Origin of the sequence: Ruegeria conchae (assembly GCF_000192475.1) — a bacterium.
Classification (GTDB): Bacteria; Pseudomonadota; Alphaproteobacteria; order Rhodobacterales; family Rhodobacteraceae; genus Ruegeria; species Ruegeria conchae.
This window is the reverse complement of sequence record NZ_AEYW01000014.1, coordinates 219435-240663: the sequence shown is the minus strand read 5'-3', so window position 1 is coordinate 240663 and position 21229 is coordinate 219435. Positions and strand designations below refer to the sequence as shown.

The window sequence follows — 21229 nt, the reverse complement described above, 5'->3', positions numbered from 1 at the left end:
AACTTCCATGAAACTCATAGTATTTGGTGCCACCGGTGATGTCGGTTCTCGCGTCGTAACAGAAGCGCTCGCACGCGGGCATGACGTAACAGCAGCTGTCCGAAACGAGGCAGCGTTTGCCAAGTTGCCGGAAGGCATCAGGCCAGTCATCGCGGATGCGACAGACCCCGCAGCCCTCGCCACCGCCATGGTATCGCAGGAAATGGCGATCAGCGCGTTGCGCTCTCCGCCCGGGCGCGAAGGCGAGATTGTCGCTCTGACACGTTCGATCCTCAATGCTGCGTCACGCACGGGCCTTCGGGTGATCATCGTTGGCGGCGCCGCGCGACTCCATCTTCCAAACGGAAGTCCACATACGGTTTTGTCAGACCCCGATTTTTTACCTGAAAACATCGTTCCGATTGCCCGCGCATCGATGGCGCAATGGGAACTCTGCGCCACTGAAACATCGGCGAACTGGACCTATGCCAGCCCGTCGGCACTCTTGCAGCCCGGTCAACGCCTAGGCGCGTTCAGAACCGGTACGGACACGCTGCTCGTTGATGAAGCTGGCAAATCAGAGATATCGATGGAAGATTTTGCTGTTGCGCTGGTAGATGAGGCACAATCAGCCAAGTTCCCGCGTGCTGCGTTTACGGTCGGTTACTAACACTCGTCTCAGAGCGCTATGGAAAGGGCGTCCAGCCAGCCGGCTAGCAGGCAGGGCGTTTCCTAAAGGGAGCAGTCCGCCGACTCAAGACATTGATCGCTGCAGGGCCGACGCAGTTTCTTACGCGATGCAGTCCTGCGCCTGACCTGAATGCCACTCTCAGGTTTAAACATTCGTTTTCAGGAAACTGAACTGCAGAGTTGCTCAGATTGATCGATGTTTCCTTTGGGCCGTTAGATAGATCGCGGGAAACGGGTAATAGAAAGCCACAGGCGAGAGTGTTTGCGTGACAAAGGCAATATTCCGGCCGGGATTGATGGCTAGAACTGCATTGGCGTTGATAAGCACCATTGTTGGACCAAAGCCCATGGAGGGTCACCTTCCGAAGGCAACTCTACTCGAGCTTGGATAAAGTGTCTTACTTCCCAATAACTTTGAAACAGTTCCAAAAAGCTTTGTGAAAATATCAAATTTAGGCAAGCTGAGTCCGTGGAGAATTGTGCATGCCTGATGTCGCAAGCTGGCTGGCTGAATTCGGCTTAGAAAAGTACGCAAAGGATTTCGACGGCGTCGAAATCGATTTTGAGACTCTTCCGGAGTTAACAGAGAAAGACCTCGTAGAGCTGGGTTCGCCAATTGTTCCAAAACGCAAGGTTTGGGCTGTTATCCAACGTCTTAGTGGTGGGCTGAAGGAGCAGAATCCCTTGGGGTGGAACACTTTGGACAGGCTGGTACGGTTGAAGACACCTATCATCTGCATGGAATTGGCGCGAACGCAATTCTGCACGCGACGCGAGCGTTGTTGTCGGGGCGCGGGGCGCGCTACATTACTCCTCTTGCGGGATGAAAGAGATGATCAAAGACCAACCTCTGCCACCCGGCGCGCATTCCGAACCGGGGTTTTGGCTTGAAACCTTCAATCACCGTAACTGGTTGATGGATCAGGCCATGCGACAGTTTGAGTTCTTCAGCGCCAGTTGCCGAAACGGGCTTGGGCTCTTCATTCTTGGTCACGATGGCAGCTCACAGCCCGGTGAGTTTCAGGAATTGCACACGACCGCGCGTATGTTCCATTCATATGCTTTGAGACATCTTGCAGGTTTTCAGGGTGCTGATCAGATCATTGATCATGGCATGACATATCTCGAACGCCACCACAGAGATCGTGACTATGGCGGATATTTCTGGGCGCTGGAGGGTGATCAGATCAAGGATGATCGCAAGCTCGCCTACGGACATGTCCTCGTTCTTCTTGCCTCTGCAAGCGCGAAGCTGGCGGGTCACCCGGAGGCTGGCCGCCTGATGGCGGATGCCCGCGAGGTCTTGGACCAGCATTTCTGGGATAAAGAAGCGGGATTGTACTGCGACGAGTGGAATAGGGATTGGACACCTATTTCCACCTATCGTGGAATGAATGCGAATATGCATGGTGTTGAAGCGATGTTGTCTGCCTATGAGGCGTTCGGAGATGAATTTTACCTCTCCCGAGCCGGTCGCATTTTGGACTTCTTCATCAACAAGATCGCGGCTGGGGAAAACCGGCGGTTGCCTGAGCATTACACGTCTGAATGGCAGATTGATCATAACTATGCGGGTAATCCGATGTTCAGGCCTGCCGGAACGGCTCCTGTTCATTCGCTTGAACTCGGTCGGCTTCAGCTTCAGCATTGGGACTTGTCGGTTCGGCCGGAAGCCAATGCGCCCGGCACAGCGCGCCACTTGATTGAACAGGCATTGAATGATGCCTGATTACCCGGAGGTGGATTGGCCTACCCGCTGGACTTTGATGGCCAGGCTGCCAACGGCTCCCGGTTTTGGTGGTCGATCGCCGAAGCAATTGGAGCAGTCGCCGCGCTGATTACTCTGGACAAAATGCCGGAAGACGAGATCTGGTACCGGAAGCGCTAGACCTATGCGAGTGCTACGTTCTTGAATCATAACATGGCGGTTGGTTTCCAGCGGTGGCTGAGAATGGGAATGTCGTGACATCCATCTTTGATGGGAACCCCAACATTTACCACTCGCTGCAAGCCTGCTTGTTTCCGCTATCTTGACGCCTGTCGAGGATGATGCCTCTCTAGCCCACGCGCGCACTCAAAAGTCGACCACACAAGTTAGGTGAATGTCAGGTTCGTCTACAATTAGTTTCTGAAACTGCAGTGAATGGCCGAACTGGTGAAGCTGCACAGCGGCGCTGACGACGAAGCGGATGTCTGCTTTGGGCCGTAGTGTTCATGCCGCCATTAAGAGGAGTTCCGACAATTTCCCACTAAGATTGACCTGCTTGACAATGCCGAAAGACTCTCCTTTAGCGTTTACTTCCTCAAAGCGCAGCCTTGCCGCTCAGCTGTAAAACATTTGGTACAGGCCGTTCCCTCCCAGACAAAATGGCAATCCATCAAAGGATCGATTGCCCAGTCGAGTTCCAATCATTGAGAAACTTCTCGATGCCGGTATCGGTCAATGGATGCATGACCAATTTGCGGATAACGGACGGAGGGATTGTGGCTATGTCTGATCCGGCCAATGCCACCTCTGTAATATGATTGGGGCTTCTGACGGATGCAGCAATGATTTCCGTTTCAATACCATAGTTTTCGTAAATGGTACGGATATCACGGATCAGATCGGCTCCGTCCAGATTAATGTCGTCCAATCTGCCAATGAAAGGAGATACATAGGTCGCTCCGACTTTCGCCGCTAAAAGCGCTTGATTGGGTGAAAAGCAGAGTGTGACGTTTGTTTTGATGCCTTCTCTTTTGAAATGTGCACAGGCTCTGAGGCCATCTAGTGTCAAAGGCAGTTTGACGACGACGTTGTCGGCAATCGCGGCAAGGTGCTCTCCCTCTGCAATCATGCCAGCTGTGTCCAATGCTGCAACTTCTGCCGACACGGGCGTATCCGTCAGTGTACAAAGTTCGGCAACGACTTCTTTGAAATCCCGGCCGGACTTGGCTATCAGGCTTGGATTGGTAGTAACGCCATCCAACAATCCAAAGTTTATCAGATCTTTTATGTCGTTTACTTCTGCAGTGTCCACGAAGAATTTCATGAGCTTTCCTCATCGTGTATAGGGTGATTTTGATTGCATTTGAAATCGCCCAGAGGCGTTTGCATCAACGGATCGTTTCAGCTTTCGTTTCGCAGGGTCAGAACGCGTAGCGCATCCCGAATTCGGTGTAATTCTGATGCAGTGTGAGATCCGCTTTCCTGCTATCACGGATGACGTGTTCCGCGTTCGGCAGATCGTTCGTTTTTGCGCGTTGCAGCGCGGTTTGCGGGTCAAAGCCATGCTTGATCCAGCGATGCTGTAATCGGTTTTCAAGTTCCTCCAATGTGGAGCTGACAAAAACCGTTACGGCGTACACATCTGCCAACGTCCTCCACGGGTCGCTATTCATCAAAAGGTAGTTCCCTTCTACGACTACAGTCTGAGTTTCCGGGTGAACGGCAATCGCATTCGCAATGGCCAGGTCCATTTGGCGGTCAAATTTAGGATGAAAGGACTCATGCTGCGCGGATTGCAGCCCTCTGATTGCAGAGCAGAACCCAACTGCATCGAAGGTTTCCGGCGCGCCCTTTCGGGACAGCAAGCCTCGCGTTTCCAGCACGCGATTGTCCAGATGATAACCGTCCATGGGCACCAGCGAGGCTAAAGGAACCGCAGAGCTTTGTTGCGCGTTCAGCGATTGCACCACGTTTTCTGCCAAAGTCGACTTTCCGGATGCAGGGGGGCCGGCGATTGCGACAATCGACCGAACCCCAACCTGCCTCCGGGAGGTAATCAGGTCACAAACGCGCTTTGCATCCTGATCGATCACGCGGCGTCCTCTTTTGGGGGTTCCTTGGCGCCGGTCATGAAGGCCACCGCGTCGGACATCGTGTAATCCTTGGGATCAATGGTGCAGAGCCTTTTGCCCAGCCGATGCACATGAATGCGGTCAGCAACCTCAAAAACATGCGGCATGTTGTGGCTGATCAGAATGATCGGAATACCGCGTGCCCGCACGTCTTGGATAAGCTCAAGCACTTTGCGGCTTTCCTTGACCCCCAAAGCAGCCGTGGGTTCGTCCATGATGATGAACTTCGTCGCAAAGGCGGCAGCACGCGCAACGGCTACGCCTTGGCGCTGGCCGCCAGAGAGAGTTTCGACCGCCTGATTGATCGACTGCACTGTCATCAGCCCAAGCTCGGTCAGTTTTTCACGGGCGAACTTCTCCATGGCTGGACGGTCAAGCTGACGCATGTATTTGCCCATGAACCCTTGTTTGCGGATCTCGCGCCCCATGAACATGTTGTCGGCTATCGACAGAGCAGGCGACATGGCGAGCTGCTGATAGACAATCTCAATCCCCATATTTCGGGCGTCGATCGGAGAAGAGAAGTTGACCTTTTCCCCTTCGATCAGAATCTCGCCCTCGTCTGGGATAGTGGCGCCGCAAATCGCCTTGACGATGGACGACTTGCCTGCGCCGTTGTCGCCAATAACCGCAAGGATTTCCCCCTGGCGCAGTTCAAAGTCAGAATGGTCGATGGCGGTGACGTGGCCATAGCGTTTCACGATCCCGCGGCCCTGGACGACTGGAGTTGTGTCTGACATTAGCCCGATACCTTTCTGATCCACTGGTCGACTGCGACCGCTGCGATGATGAGAAGTCCGATAAGCAGGAAGGTCCACTGTGCGTCCGCGCCCAGAAGCCTGAGCCCCAGAGTAAAGACGCCGACAATCAGTGCTCCGAACAACGATCCCAGAATGGAGCCTCGCCCGCCAAACAGCGAGATACCCCCGATCACAACAGCGGTAATGCTCTCAATATTGGCCAATTGGCCGGAGGTCGGCGAGACCGATCCGATGCGCCCGATCAAAGCCCAGCCCGCAAAAGCACAGATCAAACCGGACAGCATGTAGACGGACATCAATGTTTTGTGGACGTTCACACCGGATAGCTCGGCCGCCTCGGGGTCGTCCCCCACCGCGTAGACATGCCGGCCCCAGGCCGTGTGTTTGAGCGCATAAGCCAGCACGAATATCAGAACGAGCATGAAGATCACGCCAACCGTGAAAGTCGCGCCACCGATGCTGAATTTTGTGCCAAAGAATTGCAGGAACGGGGCGTTGGCCTCGATATCCTGACTGCGAATTGTTTCGTTTGCGGAATACAGGAAGTTTGTCGCCAGAACGATCTGCCACATGCCGAGCGTAACAATAAAGGGCGGCAGCTTTACGCGACTAACCAGCCAGCCATTGAGAGCCCCGATTAGCGTTCCCATTGCCAGCCCGCACATCACCGCAATGGGCACGGGGATGCCGTAGCGGAAGGTGAACTGACCCATAATGACGGATGAAAACACCATGATTGCACCGACGCTCAGGTCGATGCCGGCGGTTAGAATGACAAGGCTTTGTGCCGCGGCCACGATGCCCACAATCTGGACCTGCTGCAGGATCAGCGTCATCGCAAAGGGTGAGAAGAATTTGGACCCCAGCAGCAGGCCGAAAATCACGATCGCGCCAACCAGAACGATCAATGGTACAAAGGATGGATTGACGTGAAGAAGATGCTGCAACTTCCCCAGAACACCACGCCGGTTATCTTCAAACTCCGCCACGGCTTCTGAAGCGCTGGCGGCGGTTTCGAATTCCTGAGTGTTTTGGTTTGCTTCAGACATATCTCCCCCTTTTCGTGGCTGGCATCGCGCCCACGAAATCAGTGTACAGGAAGTTTCGGTTTGCTGGTGAAAGGATTGATGAGGCGCTGTGGCGCGCCTCACCCAATATGGCTGTCTTTAGCCCCAGCAGAGATCCAGGCCTTCTGCGACCGACAGCGACTCGACCCCATCAACCGGCTGGTCGGTGATGAGCGCGACGCCCGTGTCATAGAAGTCTTTGCCGGGTGTGTTTTCGGGCTTCACGCCCTCTTCGGCCCATTTTTTTACGGCCTCAACACCAAGCGAGGCCATCAACAGCGGGTACTGCTGGCTTGTCGCCCCGATCACACCGGCTTCTACGTTTTGGACACCGGGGCACCCGCCGTCGACCGACACGATCAGCACGTCGTTTTCACGCCCGATGGATTTCAGTGCCTCATATGCACCCGCAGCAGCCGGTTCGTTGATCGTGTGAACAACGTTGATCGATGAATCCTTGGCCAGAAGGTTTTCCATCGCTCGGCGACCGCCTTCTTCGTTGCCGTCGGTCACGTCACTGCCGACCAGACGCGCATCGGTTTCGTCACCGATGACATTCGGGTCCGCCAAGTCCACGCCAAACCCGTCGAGGAAGCCCTGATTGCGCAGAACGTCCACTGTCGGCTGGCTGACATTCAGATCCAGTGTCGCGATCTTGGCATCGGCCGCGGCGTCGCCCATTTTGGCCTTGGCCCATTGACCGATCAGCAAACCGGCCTTGTAGTTGTCCGTCGCGAATGTCGCGTCTGCTGAGTCAATCGGGCTAAGCGGTGTATCCAGCGCAATGACCAAAACCCCCGCATCCCGCGCCTGTTTGACCGCAGGAACGATCGAGCTGGTGTCAGATGCCGTCAGTAGAATGCCTTTTGCGCCATCGAGGATGCAGGTTTCAATGGCCTGGACCTGAGTTTCATGGTCGCCATCAACCTTGCCGGCAAACGCCTTGAGCGTCATGCCCAGCTCTTCTGCCTTGGCGGTTGCGCCTTCCTTCATCTTGACGAAAAAGGGGTTGGTGTCGGTCTTAGTAATCAGGCAGACGGTTTCACCAGCCGCTTGCGCGGATGCAGCGGCAAAAGTCAGCGCAGTCGCGGATGCGGCGAGCTTGAGTAGATTTCTCATTTTGTCCTCCCAGAAAATTGTTGTGGCCCCGCGCGGAATAGCGACAAGACGCGCCTCCATCCTCCAATGAAGGTCCTGCTCAAGAAACCGTGATTCTAGCCCTTGTGTCAATAAATAAATAAAGTTTATTTATTAATTTACCCACGTATCTTTTCATAAGAAAACAAGGTGTTTATGTTAAAACTATGGAAAGAGAAGCGTTGAAAATACTAACTGGCGGGGTAAGCCAAAGCGGTGTTCGTGATCATAACGAACGCCTGATTCTGACGGTTTTACAACGGCATGGACCTGCTGCCGGGGCCGAAATCGCGCGGCTCACAGGCCTGTCTCCGCAGACCGTGTCGATCATTCTGCGTAAGCTCGAAAAGGACGAGATCCTCAAGCGTGGGACGCCGCTAAGGGGCAAGGTGGGGAAACCTTCGACCCCGATGGAACTCAATCCCGAAGGCATCCTGTCGGTGGGGATGAAGATCGGTCGCCGCAGCGCTGATCTTCTTTTGATCGACTTCACCGGCAAGCCGCGCCATCAAATCTCGACGACTTATGACTATCCGCTGCCCGAAGCGGTGTTCGGGTTTCTGGAGAAAGGATTGGAGGAACTTCTGGTCCATGAACCCCAGAAACTTCGCGACCGTGTATGCGGGATTGGAATCGGAACTCCCTTCGAACTGTGGAAATGGCACGACCTGTCTGGGCTTGCGGCCAAAAAATTCAGGTCTTGGAAAAACGTGAATTTCTTTTCCGAGGTCGCCAAGTTCAGCGACCTGCCAGTTTTTGTGGTCAACGATGCGACGGCTGCCTGTCACGCCGAGCATCTTTATGGGCGCGGGGCCGAATATCGCGACTATTTTTATTTCTTCATCGGGTCAATGATCGGCGGCGGAGTCGCGCTGAACGGCACCGTGTTTGAGGGCAATCAGGGAAATGCAGGTGCCTTGGGCGCGATGCGAACGACCGGGCCATTAGGCGAAAGCCAGCAGTTGATCGACACTGCATCACTGTTCCTGCTCGAAGACAGGTTGATCGAAGCCGGTGTCGATCCCCAAATACTCTGGACGAAGCCACAAGATTGGAGCAGCATTTCGCGATATGTCGAGCCTTGGATTGGTACCACGGCACAAGAACTTGCCAAGGCTGCCTTGTCTATTTGCGCGGTCATCGACTTTGAGGCGATTTTCATAGACGGCGCGTTCCCATCGGAAGTGCGGGAAGAGTTAGTTGCCCGGGTTCGTCGTTACCTCCTCAACCAAGACAAGCGTGGATTGATTCCTCCGGTCGTAGAAGCTGCAGCAGTTGGCGACAACGCCCGAGGCATTGGAGCAGCAAGCAGCCCGATCTTCCGCCAGTTTCTATTGAATACCAATGCGGGGCTTTCTGGGATGTAGCCTACCCAATGGCTGAAGGGTAATCCGGCAGACAGCGGCGAGGATCATTATCACGCAGGATTACTTCATCTGGAATGTTGTCCTGCGCGACCTTGTTGAACGGATCGGCTTCCCAGTTTAGCTCTGGTGCTTTCATTTTCGTGAGTTGCCGTGGATGCCATACAAGTTCAATCATGCCCGTCGCCTGCAAGCGCGTGATCTTGCCACTTAAGTAGTTGAAGCAAAAATTACATCAAAAGCGCTGAACCACATGACATCTCTCGGTCATGCAGAACATGAACGCATTTTCTGAAGTGTTGGGTCTGGGGTCAGTTCGCCCTAGCTCTGATCCATGCAACAGGGTCCCTGCAGAGAAAGCACTGGAGCACGTTTAGATGCTTCAATTCCTGCCAGTTCAGACGTGAATTATTCACGTCTTTCAGACCACCCCCTTCTGAATAAAGTTGGTGCTTCGCCGTAGCGTTTCTTGAATCGTACCGTAAGTTGTGTAGCGCTGCTAAAGCCTGTGGCTGCCGCGATTTCCGCGACCGCCATCTCGGTTTCGCTGAGCAATGCGTAAGCCCTCGAAACGCGCAGTTCTAGATAAAACTGAACAGGCGAAGTTTCGACATACTTTTGGAAGAGACGCTCTAACTGGCGACGAGATATCTGCACGGCTTCTGCTATTTCAGAGATATCTAACGGCTCTTCCAGGTTTTCTTGCATGATCTGCATTGCGTTGATCAGGTACTGGTTGCGACTACCTAAAGCTACCGAAAAGGCTGATTTCTGGAGCGTTTTACTATTGTTGGATCGAAAGTGAATGCACATGTCCGAAACAATGACCGCGAGGTCATTTCCGAAATTGGATTCGATCATGTCCAACATCATGTCGGTTGCAGCATTTCCGCCGCCACATGTCATAAGCCCATTGTCGATCTCATACAGGTTTGACGATGGCTCCAAGTCATCAAAATGTTCGACAAAAGCAGGGTGGTTTTCCCAATGTAATGTGAACCTTTTCCCTGAAAGAACTCCAGCCTTGGCAAGGGCGAAAGCCCCTGTGCAAATACCACCCAGTTTACATCCAAAGGTTCTTTGGCGGCGGATCCACGACAGCACCTTGGGGTTTGTACTTTCCGCCGGCTCAATACCCGAGCAGACAAACAGCCGCGACGATCGCGGCAAGTTGTGCAACGCAAAATCCGGCGTAATTTCAACCCCATTCGAGCAAGAAACCGGAATTCCATCTTCAGTGATTAGAAACCATTTATACAGTTCTTTGTTAGTAACCTGGTTGGCGATCCTCAGAGGTTCCACTGCGGCGCTGAAGGCCAGCATAGTCAGCTTTGGCAGCAGCAGAAAATAGATTTCCTTGGCCGATCCATCATAGTCAATGCGATAGCTGGCCGCGCCCTTTGGGACAAAGTTTTTCGGGTCCATATGCTCTCCTCCCAGTATCGATCGAGGCGGGTGAAGGGCACCAACACCTCATTTGGTGTTGGCGCAGAAAGATTAGGCACTCATTTGTGCAACAGGTTCGCCGCTTTCCTCCCAGGAGCGGATTTCTTTTTCGCTGGCTTTAGGCGAAAACAGCCCTGTCATGGCATAGAAGATACCGATGACCGGTGACAGCCAGCAAGCGAATGCAAGCGGAATATACAGCAGATTTTCGAAGTTACCGTCCGCGATACCCAAGCCAAGCGCCGTGATGACAAACGCACCACCCGCGTTCCAAGGGATCAGAGGGGACACCAGAGTTCCGCCTTCCTCGACCGCCCGGGATAGGTTCAGTGGGGAATAGCCCATCGCGCGATAGACCGGTGCATACATCCGCCCTGGCAGTGCAATTGACAGATAGGGGTCACCTGCGACGGTGTTGGTCGCGACAGAGGTTAAGATGGCTGAGGTTTGAATACCGGCAAACGTTTTCACCTTCGAGATGACAACTTTGATGATGGCCTGAAGGCAGCCTACGCGTTCAAGCGCTCCGCCAAACCCCAAAGCCAGCAGCACCAGTGAAATCGTCCACATCATAGACTGAATACCGCCGCGGTTCAGCAGGGGATCGATCTCCGGAACTCCAGTATCGATCGAATAGCCGCTGTTGGCGAAGGTGAACGTCTCATGCAGTCCAGCCCCCTGACAGAAGATAGCCATGATGCCGCCCGCAACGGCGCCTGCGAAAAGTGACGGGATCGGAGGTTGTTTCATGACCGCCAGCACGATGACTAGAATTGCCGGAAAAAGCATGATCGGCGAAATCCAGAAAGCGTCGTCCAGCGCGGTGGTGATCGCGTGAATACGGTCAAACGATACTTGGGACGTGTCGATCAGAGTGAAGCCGACGACAAAATAAGTTACCAGTGCAATCAGCATGGACGGAACTGTGGTTGGAAGCATATTCCGAATGTGATCGAACAGATTAGTCCCCGTCACAGCAGGTGCCAGGTTTGTCGTATCTGATAAAGGCGAGATCTTGTCTCCAAAGAATGCACCAGAGACCACCGCCCCTGCTGTCCAGTACATTGGAATGCCGAACCCGGCTCCAATCCCCATCAGCGCTAATCCGACGGTGCCTGTCGTTCCCCATGAGGTGCCCAATGAAACAGAGACAATAGAGCAAAGGACCATTCCTGCGGCGAGGAAAAGCTCGGGCGACAAAATCCTGAGACCATAGTAGATCAGCGTCGGGACGGTGCCGCTTGCGATCCACACTCCGATGATCATCCCCACTGTGATCAGTATCGAGACCGACGGAAGGGAGATATTGATAACGTGGAACACGCCTTCTTCGATATTGGGCCATTTGTGACCCAACATGAGGCCAACGATGCCTGTAATTGCGATTCCGAATGCCAGTGGGATGTGTGGAGTAAAGTCACCGAAATAGAATAGTTGCAGCCCAAGCACACACAGGGTCAGCACTATTGGCACGAGGGCCAGCACCAAACCGGGCTGCCGTATGTTGTCTTCATTCCCAGACATATGGGTCTCCTCCTTTGGAATGGTCCAGAACCGTGATGATCTGCGGAAGAAACCAAGTTTGGCGTTGTGAGACTGTCGGTCAGAGCGCACATCTTGTTAGAATTTGCGACATTGGGGCGTCGGACTTCGGCGTCTTCGATTGAATTGAAGACTGACCATTGCAATCACGCCAAACAAATTACTTGCGTTCGTGAAGTATGCCTTGCTTCGAAAAATCGTGCGCGCGCCCAGTGAGGCGACGAGCTACTCAAGCCTTACCCGGATAGCGGCGAGTGGAGGGCTTTGGTCATGAAACGCGACGATGGGAACAGCAAGGCGTTGATCAAGACTCTGGGGTATCTCAAAATTGTGCAGGCGGACGTGATCATTCCCAGCGTCGCCGCCGGGAGGTGCCAGATATCCGAACTGGCCAAGAACGAACAGCATACGGCTATATTCGACGGGCAGAACAATAGTGACCAGAATGACCACAGCCGCAAATGCGACAACAACTGTCGAACGGATAAGTTATCTTCTTCTAAGGTTTAGCACCAGAGCCGATCGCAAGTTTAAGTCCTCGAGGCTTCGAACGCCGCCCATGCTTTTTCGAAGGCGTCGAAATCGAACCCTGATGCGCGGGCGGGATCAAGGATCAGTTTTTCGGTTTCAAGCAGCTTGATGATCGCCCGTTCAAGCTCGTCCACCACCTCGGGCGGGATCACCAGAGCGCCATGCCGGTCGGCATGAACTAGGTCACCGTCCTTGATCGACAGGCCGAAGATCGTAACCGGCGTTCCAACCTCTTTCACGTGCACGAACCCGTGGCTTGGCCCGACAGACCCGGCAACCACCGGAAATTTATCCGGCAGGTCGCCGAGGTCCCGCATCACGCCGTTGGTCAGCGCACCGCTGATGCCAAAACCCTTGTGGACAGTCGTATTGATCTCACCCCAGTAGGCGCCAATGCAGTCGGGGTAATCCAAGTCTTCCACCACGGTCACGGCGGGACCGGTGCCTGCGGCCATGTGCCGGTAGTAATCCATACGACGCGCGCGGATCACGTCAGGTGCCTCGGCCGGTGGGTTCACGGCGGCAATCTTCGCGGTGCGAGCATATCCCACCATCGCGCCCGCATCGGGATCAGAGCATAACATTGTGCCCCGGGTAAAATCATTGAAACCGCGCTTGCCCTGAGCCACTTCGATAGCGTTGCAAACGGTTGGCGTGTCGACCTTTTTCAGCAGGTCCAGCAGGGATTGGTTCATATCATCTCCAGCCAGCGGGTCAGGGCCGCCGTGGTTTGTTGCGGTTGTTCCAGAGTCGGCAGATGGCCAGCGTTTCCGATGATCTCCAACCGGCTCTGCGGCATCAGATCGTGCATCAACTCATGCCTTGAGACGGGGCACAGGGCATCGTCGCGCCCACAGAGAACCAGCGCTGCGCCGGTGAAGTCCCGCAGGGTATTGCTCTGTTCAGGGCGATCACGCAGGGCTTTGGATTGATTGATGAAAACCTCCGGCCCAAGATCCATGGCCATATCCATGCACAAATCCAAAATTGCGGCGCGGCGAGGGCCATCCGTCAGGTAGTTCGGCTTCATCTCTTCGGCCATCACCTTGCGCAGGTTGCCCCGTTCGACGGCATTGATCTGAGGACCGCGTCTGGCCTTGACCTCGTCCAATTCAGCAAGTGGGTTCGTGTCCATCAACGCTAAACCAGCCACGCGATCCGGAGCCTGCCGCAGAATTTCCATCGCCACGATACCGCCCATCGAGAGCCCCGCCATAGCAAAACGATCGGGCGCATAGGTCAAAACCTCGGCGGCCAGAGCCTGCATCGTGTCATAGCCACCGATGGGCGCGGACAGGATCGGGTAATTGCCTGATAGCGCGTTAACCTGCGGGGTGAACAACCGCGCATCGCACATCATTCCGGGCAGGAGGATAAGCGGCGTCATTTGACCAGGGCAGCCCCTTCGGCCAGCGCGCCCAGCTTGGCATAGGCGATATCCGGGTCGACCGCGCCAAAGCCTGCAAAGGTGCCAAAGCCGCAATCCGACCCGGCAACCACGCGTTCAGCATCGACAATATCGACAAAGCGTTGGGTGCGTTGGGCGACCACCTCGGGATGTTCGACAAAATTGGTCGTGGTGTCGACTACACCGGGCACCAGAACCTTGTCATCCGGAATCTCATCCTTGCGGTCACGGAACACCGTCCATTCATGCGCGTGTCGGGGGTTCGAGGTTTCGAACAGAACATAGCGAGATTTGGTGGACATCAGCGTCGAAAATACCTTGTCCATGCCGATGTCACAGCAGTGCGGACCCTCGTAATTGCCCCAGCAAATATGGACACGTACTTTTTCTGAAGGGACGTTTTGCAACGCGTGGTTCAGCGCCTCGACATGCATATCGGCGATTTTCACGAACTCGTCGTCGGACAGATCGGTGAACAACATGTGTCGCGACAGGGCGAGATCCGGGCAATCCAGCTGCAGATCCAGACCAGCAGCGACGATGGTTTCGTACTCTGCCTTCATCGCATCGGCCAGCGCGGCCAGATACGCCTCGCGCGTCGGGTAAAAATCATTTTGCAGAAACAGGGAAATCACCCCAGGGCTGGCCGCGTTCATAAAACCGCGCTCGACCTCGTGTTCGGCCATCGCCGCCTTGAGATTGTCTATGTCTTTCTGCAGCTCACCCTGCCCTTTCGAGCGCACCTCACCCACACACATGGGCCGCGCATATTGCGGCGTTCCGCCGTCATCGGCCAATCGTTGCAGAAAGCCCGGAAACATTTTGAGGTCCGCCGGCGCGTTGCGTGGGCTGTCCCCATCAAAGCCGGTATAGCGATCCTTCACATAAGTGGCATAAGAGATTTTTGAGGTCTCACCGTCCGAGACAATATCAACCCCGGCCTCGGCTTGTTTGCGCACCGTCTCGGACACCGCAGCGGTCATGCAGGCATCGAACGCGGCCTGATCGAACGGTTCCTCCCGCTCGCGCGCGAAGATGAAGTCCACGACCTCCTGACTGCGCGGCAGGCTTCCCACATGGGTAGTTGAAATGCGGGTCATGTCTTCATCTCCCTTCAAATCTTGTTCCTGCGCCGGGCCGGAAACCCGGTGCAGGATGCGCTGAGCATGCCCCGATTGGAATCGGGACACGCAGTTTTGACGTTATGCGCCCGTCCAGGTCGCCCCGGCCGGATCGTCGGTTGCGGTGATGCGGTACAGACCCGCTTGCCCGGTCATCGACGGCTCGGCGCTGTAGCTTTCACCGGGCAGAACCAGTGCGGTATCGCCGTTCGACAGAGTGGTTTCGACCTCATTCATCTTGATGCGCCAATGGCCGCTGGCCGGCATCAGAACCACAGGCTTGTCCGCCTTGACCTTATCAGAAACGGCCGAACCGCGTGTCAGGAAATCGACCTCGAAACCGGGCTTGTCCTTGATCAGGCCATTCTCACCGATCACCATTGTCGGCTTGTCCACCGACAGCGCCATCAGGTCCCAGTACCGCGCGACATATTTGCCGATCACCGCATCAACGGGAACCTCGGGGAAAGCTTTCAGCTCTTCCTCGGTCAGCAGCGGCATGGGCTGGACGTTGTGCGGCAATTCCTCGCCCTTTTTGCTGTCATAGAGTACGCCGTTATTGCCCAGAACCAGGCCATGGGCCTGCGCGTCCTGAATGACTTGCGGAGCCCAGATCACACCGCCACCAGCGTCGTCGCCGCCCAGCATCGACATGATCATGCCGTAGTCCTGGCCGACATTCTCGAACCCGCGGAAGATGCCGGTCGGGATGTTGAAGATGTCGCCTTCTTCGGCGATGAATTCGCCTGCAGTGCCATAGCGGCCCCAGAAGAACCGCCAGCGGCCTTTGGCAACAAAGAAGACCTCGGCGGTGGTGTGGCTGTGCAGCGAGTTGCGGCACTTCGGAGGCTGTCCCGCTGCGCCAATATTGAACCCGATCTTGTCGGTGATATGGACGTGCTGATCGGGGCTTTCGCTAACGCCGCCACCAATAATGGTAAAGTTCTCTTTCTGGTCCGAGCCCGGCGTGTGCGCGTCGATGAACGCGGTTTTACACGGCTTCAGTTCGCCATAACGGACGATGCGGCTTTCGATGGTACTCATATCTTGTCTCCATTTGATTTGGTTTTGTTGGGATCAAACCAAACCTCCCGGCGGGCGATTGTTAAGCCGCCGGGCGCGCAAGCTGGCGCGGTGGGCGTGGAACCGCCGCAACGCCTGCCCGGCATCCAGATTTGAGACACGGAGCGACATATTAGAGATCGCCGGTTTTCATCAGGATCTGTTTCCAGATCGAGGTTTCGTCAAACAGGGTATATTCCTTGCGCAGACCCCAGGGACCAAACTCGGCCTGGCTGATGCCCAGAACAAAAACCTCGGCCCCGGTCGGCACGCCGAAAACGCCCCAGCCGTCATGCTTGCCGTGCAGCGTCCAGCGGATCGCCGCGCGCGGTGGCATCATCGGATCGTCGCGGCCAATCTGGTGCTGGATTTTGAATTCTGCATTCGGGAAAGAGGCGCGCAGGCCCATCCAGAACCGGTCCACCGGCCCCCAGCTGTGCCCCGTGGTGCCGCCGGGATATTCCGACAGGACGGCGCGATCATATTCCGCCTCAACCACGCTCAGATCGGCATTCATGATCCGGGTCAGGATGTCAGCGTATTTCTGGCCCCATTCATTGTCATTGCCACGACCCTTATAGGGACCCGGCTGCTCGTTTGCGGGAGTGTAGGGCTGAACACAGGCGTCCGGCCCGCCCTCGCGGGCGATCAGGTCGCGGGCGTATTCTTTGGGGTCCCAGCCCATCTGCCGCACAATCGCGCTCTGGTCGCGGATCAGCCATTCGTCGTTGATCTGGTTGTTGATGGCGTGGCAGTCGGCGAGGATGCGATAGACCAGCTTTTTGCCGGTCGCTTTGCCATACACACCGTCGCCCATATGCGTTGCGGTGGACAGCAGGCGATGCGACGACAGCATGCCCTCTTCCGGTGTGCCCGACCAGATCACATCCTCGCCAAGCAATGTACGATCCGGAAACTCGGCAAGGGTTGCCATCGTGGCGGCGATAACCCCCTGATTGCCAACCACAACCGAACCGGGCGAACGCACAACGATATCCGGCGCATAATAGTGGTGCAAAGTGGCAATTCCACGATCTTCCCATATCTCTTTGGTAATCCCGATAATATAGTCGGGAAAGTCTTTGAATTTGGGATCAAATCCCTTCATGTTTGCCATCCTTCAGGAATGCGGGCCGAGCCGCGAATGATCAGTGGTCCGTCGATCTCAAGCTGCTTGGGCTCTATCTGCGGGTCGTCGATTTTACTGAGCAGAATGTCCACCGTTTCCGCCACCATGCGGTTGGCGGGCTGTCGGACTGTTGTCAGGTCATAGCTGGGCCAGGCCGCAACGGCGACATCATCATACCCCACCACCGAAACGTCTTCAGGGATCTTCAGGCCCAGCTCGAACCGGAGCGTGTCCATCACCGCGATCGCCATATGATCGTTGGCAACGAAGACAGCATCAGGCGGGTCCAAGGCAAACATCCTGCGGGTTGCGTCCCGCGCATCTTCCGTTCCAAAGTTGCCAACCTCGCGGCTGTGTAGCGTCAAGCCCGCTTGGTGCAGAGCCGCGACAAAACCGGCCTCGCGGTCCCGCTGGGTCGACGCGCCTTCCCAACCGGCGACATAGCTGATTTTCTTGTGCCCTGCGGCCAGCAGAAATTCGGCGACCTTACGTCCTCCGGCCAGGTTGTCCGAAGTGACCGATGACATCGTGGGATCATCCTGCCCCCGGTTGAACAGAACCATGGGCACCCCGGCCGCCCGGCAGCGATCAGACAGATCGGATGACAGCGCGACCGAAGCAGCAACGATCCCATCAACCTGAAAATCTAGGATTTCGCCAACAATCTTGTCGATGTTCTGGGCCGTATTAGAGGCCATGAATATCAGCACATGATACCCGCGCTCCTGTAAGGCGTTCGACAGTTTTTCCAGCGCCTCTGGATAGAACTGATTGTTCAGGTAGGCCACAACCAGACCGATGATGCCGCTTTTGCCCGAGACCATGGCGCGGGCCAGCACGTTGGGCCGATATCCCAATGCCTCAGCCACCTTGCGTACCTTAGCAACCGTCTTGGGCGAAGCCGAGGCGCCCGGTGTAAACACCCGGCTGACTGCGGATTGGCTGACCCCAGCCATCCGTGCAACGTCCATGGATGTAACCTTGTGTGCTGCCATCAGTCCGCTGTCCAACCTCCGTCGATCAAAATTGCTGTGCCGGTCACAAGCGCCGACGCATCCGAGGCCAGATAGACCACAGCCCCCATGATATCCTCAATCTCGCCCGGTCGGCCCAGCTTGATCTTGTCCAGAATCCAGGCGCGTTTGTCCGGGTCATCGAAGGTCGATCTAGTCAGGTCGGTCAAGATGAATGTGGGGCATATCGTGTTGACGCGGATCTTTGCGGGTCCGAACTCCAACGCCATCGCCTTGGTGAACCCTTCGACCGCGAATTTCGACGCGCAGTACACCGCGCGTTCCCTGCCACCGACATGACCCATCTGGCTTGAGATGTTAATCAGCGACCCGGCACAACCGGCCTCCAACAGCCCCCTGGCCACAGCTTGCGTCAGGAAATAGGCGCCCCGGACATTCACCCCCATCACGGCATCGAAATCATCCGGTCGCGTGTCCACAGCCTTACCGTGCCGGGCCAGCCCTGCCGAATTCAGCAATACATCAAACGGTCCGTTCTGCGCCACAGACTCAGCCGTTTCCGCCACGTCCGAGACATCCAGTTCAAGCACATGGGCAGCCCAGCCCCGGGCGCTCATTTCCTCGGCGATATCGCGCAACGCATCTGCGCGGCGCGCAGCCAGTGTGACCTCGGCACCATGTTCGGCCAGCGCAACCGCGCAGGCCATGCCGATGCCCGAGGAAGCTCCGGCGACAAGTGCGCGCTTGCCGCTGAGGCTGAAACTGGGGGTGCTGGGGAATTGGGGCATATCAGACCTCGCCGACCGGGAATGGAATTTTGCCCGGAACACGTGCCTTATTAAACTCGCGCAGGCGGGCAAAGACATCTACGCCCAGTTGGCGGTAGGCGTCCAGCAGATCGACCATGACCCAGTTCTCGCGGATCAGACCATCTTCGAGCCGCCAGAAATCGAGGCTGCGCATGGTAATCCGCTTGCCGGACGGCGCGATACCCATCCAGCCATCATGCGTGACGGTCTGAATCATGTCGGGCCAGCCGGTAACGGCGGCATAGTCGCCGTCACCGAAGAAGTGATAGGTGATATCCTCAACGTACTGGCCACGATCGGGCATACCGTTCAGGAACGGAATCTGGTGCCAGTTGCGGAACCCCGCGATACCGCGACCCGTGCCGATCCCTGCAGGACCGTACCAATTCATGCGCGGATGCCAGAACTTCTCCATCTCCATCACTGCGGGACCGCCCTGGCTGGGGTGTTTCTTAAGGTGTTCGAGCATTGAGACAATGTGAGTGCACGAGGCCTGCGATGTCGCCTCATCCCACGGTCCGGGCACGATGCCGTCCAGCGTTGCCGGACCGGGAATGTAAAATTCCAGCCCCAGCGACGGGGCCATGGGCCAGGCCTTGGCCTGCATCATCACCTCGGGGATGTCCCACAGAGTCTGGATCTCGACAACCTTGCCATCGGTGATGCGGTAGAATTCGTGGAACCGCATATGGGTCAGGTGCCCGGTTGGCGGGATGTCCAACCACGGGGCGACGAAAGTGCCAATGTAATGCCCGCCACAACCGACCCAATCATCGCCATGTTCCGTTGGCCCACCCATCACGATCCAGTCCCGGCGTTCCAGATCGGGCATGGCTTTCAGCAGCGGCGCATAGCAGGTGTCGTAGAGGTCCTGCGGACCGATCAGATCACCGAAAGGATGCGGCATATGCACGACCGCGCCCGGTGCGATCAGCCCATCCAGCGCGGCGCGCACCCCTGCTTCGTCAAAACCGTACATTGCCGCCCGCAACGGGGCGATCAGCGCCTTGTTCGCTGAATGGACGTCGGTCATTCCGCAGCCTCTCGGTAAGGGGCGCCTTCACCGTAAGGAACGTTGATCCCACCATAGCGGCGGACGCGGATATTGCATTGCTCGGCATGGCCGACAAAGCCTTCCAGCATGCACAGGCGCGAGCCGTATTCGCCGATCAGCGTCGCAGCCTCGTCGGTGACGACCTTCTGGTAGCTGTGGGTTTTCATGAACTTACCCACCCAGAGACCGCCTGTATAGCGACCGGCCTTCTTGGTCGGCAGGGTGTGGTTTGTCCCGATCACCTTATCGCCGTTTGCCACATTGGTGCGTGGCCCAAGGAACAACGCGCCGTAGCAGGTCATGTTTTCCAAGAACCAATCGTCGCGGTTGGTCATGACCTGAACGTGCTCGGATGCGATATCATCAGCGACCTGCAGCATCTCATCATAACTGTCGCAGACGATCACCTCGCCATACTCGTCCCACGACACTTTCGCGGTGCCCGCGGTCGGAAGAATGCCCAGCAGGCGGTCGACTTCCGACAAAGTTTCCGCAGCCAGTTTGTGCGAGTTGGTCAGCAGAACGCAGGGACTGTTATAGCCATGTTCTGCCTGACCCAGCAGATCGGTTGCGCAAAGCTCGGCATCGGCTGCGGTTTCATCGGCGATCACCATGGTCTCGGTCGGGCCAGCAAAAAGGTCGATACCGACGCGACCAAAGAGCTGGCGCTTGGCTTCGGCTACAAAGGCGTTGCCGGGGCCAACCAGCATGTGAACCGGATCGATGGTCTCGGTCCCGATTGCCATGGCGCCGATGGCTTGGATACCACCCATGACATAGATCTCATGCGCGCCGCCCAGATGCATGGCCGCGATCACCGCAGCGTTTGGTTCGCCCTGAAACGGCGGGGTACATGCGATGATGCGAGGCACACCGGCGACCTTCGCTGTTGCAACCGACATATGCGCCGAAGCCACCATCGGGAACTTGCCGCCGGGCACATAGCAACCCACGGATTGCACGGGGATGTTCTTGTGGCCCAGTATCACGCCAGGCTGCGTCTCAACCTCGATATCCAGCATCGAGTCGCGCTGCGCCTGCGCAAAGTTCGTCACCTGTGCCTGCGCAAACCTGATATCCGCCAGTTCGCGTTCGGTCAGCGACGCGATCAGGTCGTCGATCTGCTGCTGGCTCAGGCGGAAACTCTCAGGCGAATAGTTGTCGAATTTCTCCGATAACTCGCGCACTGCCGCGTCACCGCGAGCTTCGATATCTTTCAGCGTCGCCTCGACGACAGCGCGTGTTTTGGCGTCATCTTCGGCCCGGTCGGCCTCGGGTTTGCCGCGTTTCAGATATTCAATTGCCATTGTCCTAA

General features: G+C 56.2%; 23 protein-coding genes. 6 read left to right on the top strand and 17 right to left on the bottom strand.

The genetic code is table 11. From position 1 onward, the window contains the following. Positions 1–7 precede the first annotated feature (7 nt). The 4 genes from G7G_RS0115790 to G7G_RS24915 all read left to right on the top strand — a co-directional run bounded on the left by G7G_RS0115790 (position 8) and on the right by G7G_RS24915 (position 2557). The gene (locus tag G7G_RS0115790; RefSeq protein ID WP_010442411.1) at positions 8–649 is read left to right on the top strand and encodes an NAD(P)-dependent oxidoreductase; all 642 of its coding nucleotides are present in this window, start codon (positions 8–10) and stop codon (positions 647–649) included. Positions 650–1152: 503 nt separating this feature from the next. Next, entirely contained in the window at positions 1153–1560 is a 408-nt protein-coding gene (locus tag G7G_RS25000) for an SAM domain-containing protein (protein WP_010442409.1), read from the top strand. After that, positions 1502–2398 carry an AGE family epimerase/isomerase gene (locus G7G_RS23185; protein WP_010442408.1) on the top strand — a complete coding sequence of 299 codons (897 nt, stop codon included), beginning with the start codon at positions 1502–1504 and terminating at the stop codon, positions 2396–2398. The genes G7G_RS25000 and G7G_RS23185 overlap by 59 nt, the downstream gene beginning before the upstream one ends. Before the next feature lie 15 nt (positions 2399–2413). Further along, the gene (locus G7G_RS24915) at positions 2414–2557 is read left to right on the top strand and encodes a hypothetical protein (RefSeq protein ID WP_010442407.1); all 144 of its coding nucleotides are present in this window, start codon (positions 2414–2416) and stop codon (positions 2555–2557) included. Positions 2558–3047: 490 nt separating this feature from the next. On the opposite strand, the gene fsa is transcribed toward G7G_RS24915, so the two are convergent. The 5 genes from fsa to G7G_RS0115750 form a co-directional block, all read right to left on the bottom strand. Further along, a complete protein-coding gene (fsa, locus tag G7G_RS0115770) occupies positions 3048–3701 on the bottom strand; it encodes a fructose-6-phosphate aldolase (RefSeq protein ID WP_010442406.1) in 654 nt (217 codons plus the stop codon). Positions 3702–3798: 97 nt separating this feature from the next. Beyond that, on the bottom strand, positions 3799–4470 hold the full coding sequence (locus tag G7G_RS23180; RefSeq protein WP_010442405.1) for a nucleoside/nucleotide kinase family protein: 672 nt from the start codon (positions 4468–4470) through the stop codon (positions 3799–3801). After that, on the bottom strand, positions 4467–5249 hold the full coding sequence (locus tag G7G_RS0115760) for an ATP-binding cassette domain-containing protein (protein ID WP_010442404.1): 783 nt from the start codon (positions 5247–5249) through the stop codon (positions 4467–4469). Before G7G_RS0115760 ends, G7G_RS23180 begins: the two co-directional genes overlap by 4 nt. Beyond that, a complete protein-coding gene (locus G7G_RS0115755; RefSeq protein ID WP_010442403.1) occupies positions 5249–6319 on the bottom strand; it encodes an ABC transporter permease in 1071 nt (356 codons plus the stop codon). Before G7G_RS0115755 ends, G7G_RS0115760 begins: the two co-directional genes overlap by 1 nt. 117 nt (positions 6320–6436) lie before the next feature. After that, complete coding sequence (locus tag G7G_RS0115750) at positions 6437–7456, bottom strand: sugar ABC transporter substrate-binding protein (RefSeq protein WP_029622083.1); 1020 nt, start codon at positions 7454–7456, stop codon at positions 6437–6439. 185 nt (positions 7457–7641) lie between these two features. On the opposite strand from G7G_RS0115750, the gene G7G_RS0115745 reads away from it, so the two are divergent. Then, positions 7642–8841: an ROK family transcriptional regulator gene (locus tag G7G_RS0115745; protein WP_010442401.1), complete on the top strand. Its 1200-nt coding sequence runs from the start codon at positions 7642–7644 to the stop codon at positions 8839–8841. A 1-nt stretch (position 8842) separates the two neighbouring features. On the opposite strand, the gene G7G_RS24850 is transcribed toward G7G_RS0115745, so the two are convergent. From G7G_RS24850 to nhaC, 3 genes are all read right to left on the bottom strand, one after another. Continuing rightward, positions 8843–8977, bottom strand: coding sequence for a hypothetical protein (locus G7G_RS24850; protein WP_259462657.1), 135 nt, complete (start codon positions 8975–8977; stop codon positions 8843–8845). Positions 8978–9246: 269 nt separating this feature from the next. Then, positions 9247–10263, bottom strand: a complete 1017-nt coding sequence (locus G7G_RS0115735) for a GlxA family transcriptional regulator (protein ID WP_010442399.1) — start codon at positions 10261–10263, stop codon at positions 9247–9249. 72 nt (positions 10264–10335) lie between these two features. After that, the gene (gene nhaC / locus G7G_RS0115730) at positions 10336–11808 is read right to left on the bottom strand and encodes a Na+/H+ antiporter NhaC (RefSeq protein ID WP_010442398.1); all 1473 of its coding nucleotides are present in this window, start codon (positions 11806–11808) and stop codon (positions 10336–10338) included. 288 nt (positions 11809–12096) lie between these two features. On the opposite strand from nhaC, the gene G7G_RS0115725 reads away from it, so the two are divergent. Further along, positions 12097–12336 (top strand): hypothetical protein, encoded by a 240-nt coding sequence (locus tag G7G_RS0115725; protein WP_010442397.1) that lies wholly within the window; start codon positions 12097–12099, stop codon positions 12334–12336. Positions 12337–12356: 20 nt separating this feature from the next. Here G7G_RS0115725 and G7G_RS0115720 read toward each other — a convergent pair whose 3' ends face one another. The 9 genes from G7G_RS0115720 to hisD all read right to left on the bottom strand — a co-directional run bounded on the left by G7G_RS0115720 (position 12357) and on the right by hisD (position 21221). Continuing rightward, positions 12357–13052 (bottom strand): RraA family protein, encoded by a 696-nt coding sequence (locus G7G_RS0115720; protein ID WP_010442396.1) that lies wholly within the window; start codon positions 13050–13052, stop codon positions 12357–12359. Beyond that, the gene (locus tag G7G_RS0115715) at positions 13049–13744 is read right to left on the bottom strand and encodes an alpha/beta fold hydrolase (RefSeq protein WP_010442395.1); all 696 of its coding nucleotides are present in this window, start codon (positions 13742–13744) and stop codon (positions 13049–13051) included. Before G7G_RS0115715 ends, G7G_RS0115720 begins: the two co-directional genes overlap by 4 nt. Next, positions 13741–14865: a cobalamin-independent methionine synthase II family protein gene (locus G7G_RS0115710; RefSeq protein WP_010442394.1), complete on the bottom strand. Its 1125-nt coding sequence runs from the start codon at positions 14863–14865 to the stop codon at positions 13741–13743. Before G7G_RS0115710 ends, G7G_RS0115715 begins: the two co-directional genes overlap by 4 nt. A gap of 102 nt (positions 14866–14967) precedes the next feature. Further along, on the bottom strand, positions 14968–15930 hold the full coding sequence (locus G7G_RS0115705; protein ID WP_010442393.1) for a cupin domain-containing protein: 963 nt from the start codon (positions 15928–15930) through the stop codon (positions 14968–14970). 151 nt (positions 15931–16081) lie between these two features. Then, on the bottom strand, positions 16082–17056 hold the full coding sequence (locus G7G_RS0115700; RefSeq protein WP_010442392.1) for a nuclear transport factor 2 family protein: 975 nt from the start codon (positions 17054–17056) through the stop codon (positions 16082–16084). Further along, entirely contained in the window at positions 17053–18072 is a 1020-nt protein-coding gene (locus tag G7G_RS0115695) for a LacI family DNA-binding transcriptional regulator (protein ID WP_010442391.1), read from the bottom strand. The genes G7G_RS0115700 and G7G_RS0115695 overlap by 4 nt, the downstream gene beginning before the upstream one ends. Next, positions 18072–18839: an SDR family NAD(P)-dependent oxidoreductase gene (locus G7G_RS0115690; protein ID WP_010442390.1), complete on the bottom strand. Its 768-nt coding sequence runs from the start codon at positions 18837–18839 to the stop codon at positions 18072–18074. Before G7G_RS0115690 ends, G7G_RS0115695 begins: the two co-directional genes overlap by 1 nt. Position 18840: 1 nt before the next feature. Beyond that, the gene (locus tag G7G_RS0115685; protein ID WP_010442389.1) at positions 18841–19893 is read right to left on the bottom strand and encodes an ester cyclase; all 1053 of its coding nucleotides are present in this window, start codon (positions 19891–19893) and stop codon (positions 18841–18843) included. Then, the gene (gene hisD / locus G7G_RS0115680; protein ID WP_010442388.1) at positions 19890–21221 is read right to left on the bottom strand and encodes a histidinol dehydrogenase; all 1332 of its coding nucleotides are present in this window, start codon (positions 21219–21221) and stop codon (positions 19890–19892) included. The genes G7G_RS0115685 and hisD overlap by 4 nt, the downstream gene beginning before the upstream one ends. Between the last annotated feature and the right edge of the window lie 8 nt (positions 21222–21229).

Coding starts and splice junctions, on each gene's coding strand:
- G7G_RS0115710 (WP_010442394.1), bottom strand. CDS start 14,865: ATGACCCGCATTTCAACTACCCATGTGGGAAGCCTGCCGCGCAGTCAG.
- hisD (WP_010442388.1), bottom strand. CDS start 21,221: ATGGCAATTGAATATCTGAAACGCGGCAAACCCGAGGCCGACCGGGCC.
- G7G_RS0115750 (WP_029622083.1), bottom strand. CDS start 7,456: ATGAGAAATCTACTCAAGCTCGCCGCATCCGCGACTGCGCTGACTTTT.
- G7G_RS0115760 (WP_010442404.1), bottom strand. CDS start 5,249: ATGTCAGACACAACTCCAGTCGTCCAGGGCCGCGGGATCGTGAAACGC.
- G7G_RS0115720 (WP_010442396.1), bottom strand. CDS start 13,052: ATGAACCAATCCCTGCTGGACCTGCTGAAAAAGGTCGACACGCCAACC.
- G7G_RS23185 (WP_010442408.1), top strand. CDS start 1,502: ATGATCAAAGACCAACCTCTGCCACCCGGCGCGCATTCCGAACCGGGG.
- G7G_RS0115705 (WP_010442393.1), bottom strand. CDS start 15,930: ATGAGTACCATCGAAAGCCGCATCGTCCGTTATGGCGAACTGAAGCCG.
- G7G_RS0115735 (WP_010442399.1), bottom strand. CDS start 10,263: ATGGACCCGAAAAACTTTGTCCCAAAGGGCGCGGCCAGCTATCGCATT.
- G7G_RS0115755 (WP_010442403.1), bottom strand. CDS start 6,319: ATGTCTGAAGCAAACCAAAACACTCAGGAATTCGAAACCGCCGCCAGC.
- G7G_RS0115685 (WP_010442389.1), bottom strand. CDS start 19,893: ATGACCGACGTCCATTCAGCGAACAAGGCGCTGATCGCCCCGTTGCGG.
- nhaC (WP_010442398.1), bottom strand. CDS start 11,808: ATGTCTGGGAATGAAGACAACATACGGCAGCCCGGTTTGGTGCTGGCC.
- G7G_RS0115695 (WP_010442391.1), bottom strand. CDS start 18,072: ATGGCAGCACACAAGGTTACATCCATGGACGTTGCACGGATGGCTGGG.
- G7G_RS24850 (WP_259462657.1), bottom strand. CDS start 8,977: ATGAAAGCACCAGAGCTAAACTGGGAAGCCGATCCGTTCAACAAGGTC.
- G7G_RS25000 (WP_010442409.1), top strand. CDS start 1,153: ATGCCTGATGTCGCAAGCTGGCTGGCTGAATTCGGCTTAGAAAAGTAC.
- G7G_RS0115690 (WP_010442390.1), bottom strand. CDS start 18,839: ATGCCCCAATTCCCCAGCACCCCCAGTTTCAGCCTCAGCGGCAAGCGC.
- fsa (WP_010442406.1), bottom strand. CDS start 3,701: ATGAAATTCTTCGTGGACACTGCAGAAGTAAACGACATAAAAGATCTG.
- G7G_RS0115700 (WP_010442392.1), bottom strand. CDS start 17,056: ATGAAGGGATTTGATCCCAAATTCAAAGACTTTCCCGACTATATTATC.
- G7G_RS0115715 (WP_010442395.1), bottom strand. CDS start 13,744: ATGACGCCGCTTATCCTCCTGCCCGGAATGATGTGCGATGCGCGGTTG.
- G7G_RS0115745 (WP_010442401.1), top strand. CDS start 7,642: ATGGAAAGAGAAGCGTTGAAAATACTAACTGGCGGGGTAAGCCAAAGC.
- G7G_RS0115725 (WP_010442397.1), top strand. CDS start 12,097: ATGAAACGCGACGATGGGAACAGCAAGGCGTTGATCAAGACTCTGGGG.
- G7G_RS0115790 (WP_010442411.1), top strand. CDS start 8: ATGAAACTCATAGTATTTGGTGCCACCGGTGATGTCGGTTCTCGCGTC.